Below are 4,137 nucleotides of genomic sequence, written 5' to 3'. Positions count from 1 at the left end.
TTATAAGTTTTGCCGTAGCATCAACATCCATAGCGTCAATTTCAGCCGTTTTTACTTCAACACCTAAACGCTCTTTAATATCTTTGGCTATTGCGTCGCATTTGCTTTTTGTGCGGCTGGCAAGTGTGATATTTTTAAAAATATGGTCGTTCATTGCGGCTTTGGGTGTGGGGGTTTTTTTGGTTTTTCCGGCTCCTATAATTAATAAATTACTCATTTTTGCTCCTTTTGTCCTTCTTTGTCCCAAAAAAACACGACCCATTTGTCGGTTTTTTTGATGTATATATCAGGCATTACTTTTGTATGGTCTTTATAAAAAATCGTAAGAGTTTTAAATTCAACTTCCGGATATAAACTTTTTAAAGTTTTTAAAACTTCTTTTAATGTTTCACCGCTGTCACTGATATCATCAAGCAGCAAAACTCTTTTTTTATTTTTTAAATCGGGGATATTGAAAATTTTCGGTTTCCCTAATTTTTTTTCATTTTCATAAGATATTGCGTTTAGAGAATAAATTTCGCGCATATCTAATCTTTCGGCTAAAAAATGTCCGATTGTCATTCCGCCTCTGGCAATTGCCAAAAGAGTATCGGGGTTATACTCTTTTATTTGAGGCTCTAAGACTTTTAAATCATTCATAAATTCGTCATATTTATAATAATATTTTTCCATTATTTAACCTCTATTATCTTAATAGGAAGTCCCTGGTTTTCCATCTCTTCAAAGAAAGGTTTGGCATCAAACTCTTCTACGTTGTGAACACCTTCTTTCCACCAGATTTTCTTAGCCATAAGTTTACATCCGATAATCGCCGGCACTCCCGTTGTATAGCTTACGCAGTGGGCTCCCGTTTCTCCTATGGCTTTTTCGTGGTTACAGATATTATAGATGTAGTAGGTCTTATCAACTCCGTCTTTTTTACCTTTTACCACTACACCTATATTTGTTTTACCTTTGTAGTTTTTGACTAAATCCTGTGGGTCTGGTAGTACTTTTGCCAAAAATTGTAGAGGAGATATTTTACATCCTTCACATATTTCAATTGGTTCAATACTAAACATTCCTACGTTTTTAAGTGCGTTGAAGTGATAAAGATACTGGTCGCTAAAACACATATAAAATTTTGCGCTTTTTAAATTTGGAAAATGTTTTACGATACTTTCAAGTTCTTCATGCCAGATAAGAATGCTTGTAGCTTCCCCGCATTCAGGGTATTCGTGTTTTACTTGAATTTCAAAGGGTTTTGTTGTTTTCCATTCACCGTCTTTCCAGTACTTACCCGGAAGATTCAGCTCTCTTAAGTTTATTTCAGGGTCGAAATTTGTAGCAAACGCTCTTCCGTGACTTCCGAAATTACAGTCGTATATTTCGATTTCTTCCAGCTCGTCCAAAAGATAATCGGCTGCGTATTTAACCATAACTGAAGTAACCCCCGGGTCAAACCCGCATCCAAGAAGAGCCATTGTGTGAGCTTTTTTAAAATCCTCATCAAGCGCCCACTGAAGGTCGTAATAAGTATCCGGATTATCTTCCGTCTCAGCCAATGCCGTATCTAAATACGCCGCACCGGTTTTAATACAGGCGTGCATGATAGGTAGATTTTGATATGGAAGTGCTACATGACATACGATATCGATATTTTCTTTTTTTATTAATTCTATTACGTTTTCTTCTTTATTTGCGTCAAGTGAATATGTTTTAATATCAATTCCTAATTTTTCTTTAATATCTTTTGCTATTTCGTCGCATTTGCTTTTCGTGCGGCTTGCCAATACTATATTCTCAAAAGTATCTCTGTTTTTTGCCGCTTTAAAAGCACTGACTCTTCCGACGCCGCCGGCACCTATTATCAATAAGTTTGCCATATCACTCCTTTTTAAAAAAATTATAACATTTTTAAAGCTATTATTTATGTTATAATTTAATTAAGTTCACTATTTTTGAAAGGGTTAAAAATGTTTTTTGGAAAAAAAGAGGAGGGTCATCAATCTTTTATTGAAAAAAAAGTTGATGAATGTTTAAAAACCATTAAAAATAAAGTGATTGACGAAAATTTTTTAAGAGGATTGGAGTCTTGTAAAACAACTGAAGAAAAGTTGGATTTTATTATGAAGTATTTAGAAAATATTACCTATGAATTTGATTATTTTATAAAACATTATCCCGTAGCAATGTTTGTAGTTGACCCTAAAAGAAAAATGATTGTCTGGAATGAAGAATTTGAAAAACTGACAGGGTTTAGTGAATATGAAATAAAAAATCTGGATATTCCCCAGGCTCCTAAAATTTTGTGGCCTGAAAATCCTAAGGAATGTAAAGTATGTCAACTTGTTTTAAAATATGAGCAGGAAAAGAGAAGCGGTATAGGGGTTGCCGAGATTATGAATAAAAACGGTGACATTATACCGGTCTATGTATATGTGGAACCGATAATAAAAAACGGTGAGGTTATGAAAACGTATGTCAGTTTAAGAAATTTAGTAGAAGAAAGAAAAAAAGAAGCCCAAATCAGAAAAGAATTTTTTGAAAAAGAGGCAAAGGAATTAATTAAAGTTCTGGAAAATATAGCCAATCATAAACTTAATAATGAATTTACTATTTCTGATGATAATGATTTTAAGATTTTGGAAAATCCTGTCAAAAATATTCAGAATACGTTAAGAAATATTATATTGTCTTTAAGAGAATCTTATGATGTTATCAAGGTTGTTTATGAGGATGTTTCTGATAGATTAAATAGGTTGGTGGAATGGAATGAAACCAAATTTTTGCCCTCTCAAATGGAAGTTAGTAACCGTTCTAAAGATTTAGCTGAATCTATGCAAGAAATCGAGAAAATGGTTGATATAATTAAAGATATAGCCGACCAGACAAATTTATTGGCCCTAAACGCGGCTATTGAAGCGGCAAGGGCAGGTGAACATGGCAGAGGATTTGCCGTTGTCGCGGATGAAATTAGAAAACTTGCCGAAAAATCCCAAAAAAGCGCTAGTGAAATTACGGCCATTATAAATCTTATAAAATCGAATGTTCAAAATATGAATTTAGATATAGAAAACACTCAAAAAGAAGCGCAAGAGCTTGTAAAAGAACTAAGAAATATAATGGAAAAATTAGCTTCTATTGCAAGGAATATGCAAGAACTTAACGAAATGATTAAAGATTTTAAGGTGTAACATGAAAGTATCTTTAATACAGCAGGAATATAAAGGTTCAAAAGAAAAAAACCGTTCTCATACGATTGAGATGATAAAAAAGGCAAAAGGCGAACTTGTTGTTTTGCAAGAGCTTCATCAGAGCGAATATTTCTGTAAATGTGAAGATACGAAATATTTCGATTATGCCGAAAGTTTCCAAGAAGACGTTGAATTTTGGAGAAAAGTGAGTAAAGAGCAGGATATCGTACTTGTTACTTCTTTATTTGAGAAAATAATGGACGGGATTTATTATAATACGGCTGTAGTTTTTGACAGGGGGAAAATTGCAGGAAAATACAGAAAAACACACATTCCTGACGACCCCGGATTTTATGAAAAATTTTATTTCACTCCTGGTGATGAGATTGAACCTATTGATACGTCAGTGGGCAGGCTTGGCGTTTTAGTGTGCTGGGACCAGTGGTATCCCGAACCTGCCAGGATTATGGCGCTTAAAGGGGCTGAAATTTTAATATATCCGACGGCAATAGGATGGCTTATGTGCCCTGAGGATAGAATTGACGAGCTTTGCGAAAAAGAAAACACACCTGAAGAAAAAGAAAAAATGCTAAATGCATGGACAAGCGTTCAAAGAGGGCATGCGGTGGCAAACGGGGTGTATGTTGTAGCTGTTAATAGAGTGGGCCGAGAAAAAGACCCATCAGGCGTGCTTGGGGGCATTGAATTTTGGGGAAACAGTTTTATTTTCGGCCCTCAAGGAGAAGAGCTGGCAAGAGGAGGAATTAATGAAGAAATTATAGAAGCCGATTTAGATTTAAAAAGGGCAAAAGAAGTTAGGAAAATCTGGCCGTTTTTTAGAGACAGAAGAATCGAACTTTATAAAGATTTAAGGAAAAGACATTGCGTTGGATAATTTGGTTTTTATTTTTTAATTTTTCTTTTGCTGTAACGCTAAAAGAAGTAAATAATACGGAAAATT

General features: G+C 34.5%; 4 protein-coding genes and 2 pseudogenes. 3 read left to right on the top strand and 3 right to left on the bottom strand.

Features of this window, described 5'->3' with window-relative positions; translation table 11 throughout:
• The 3 genes from ACXJH6_RS03875 to ACXJH6_RS03865 all read right to left on the bottom strand — a co-directional run.
• Positions 1-217 (bottom strand): saccharopine dehydrogenase NADP-binding domain-containing protein (locus ACXJH6_RS03875; protein ID WP_456470452.1); only part of this gene is annotated, 217 nt, incomplete at its 3' end.
• Positions 214-672, bottom strand: a complete 459-nt coding sequence (locus tag ACXJH6_RS03870; protein WP_456470451.1) for a phosphoribosyltransferase — start codon at positions 670-672, stop codon at positions 214-216. The genes ACXJH6_RS03875 and ACXJH6_RS03870, both read right to left, overlap by 4 nt.
• A complete protein-coding gene (locus ACXJH6_RS03865) occupies positions 672-1,865 on the bottom strand; it encodes a saccharopine dehydrogenase family protein (RefSeq protein ID WP_456470450.1) in 1,194 nt (397 codons plus the stop codon). The genes ACXJH6_RS03870 and ACXJH6_RS03865 overlap by 1 nt, the downstream gene beginning before the upstream one ends.
• Before the next feature lie 90 nt (positions 1,866-1,955).
• Here ACXJH6_RS03865 and ACXJH6_RS03860 point away from each other — a divergent pair.
• The 3 genes and pseudogenes from ACXJH6_RS03860 to ACXJH6_RS03850 all read left to right on the top strand — a co-directional run.
• Positions 1,956-2,489, top strand: a pseudogene (locus ACXJH6_RS03860) (PAS domain S-box protein); the annotation flags it as partial.
• 357 nt (positions 2,490-2,846) lie between these two features.
• A pseudogene (locus ACXJH6_RS03855) lies at positions 2,847-3,176 on the top strand (methyl-accepting chemotaxis protein); the annotation flags it as partial.
• A 1-nt stretch (position 3,177) separates the two neighbouring features.
• Positions 3,178-4,071: a carbon-nitrogen hydrolase gene (locus ACXJH6_RS03850; RefSeq protein ID WP_456470449.1), complete on the top strand. Its 894-nt coding sequence runs from the start codon at positions 3,178-3,180 to the stop codon at positions 4,069-4,071.
• Positions 4,072-4,137 lie beyond the last annotated feature (66 nt).

Source organism: Caminibacter sp., assembly GCF_053999135.1.
The sequence above is the reverse complement of the archived record's forward strand: the minus strand, read 5'-3'. Positions and strand labels throughout refer to the sequence as shown.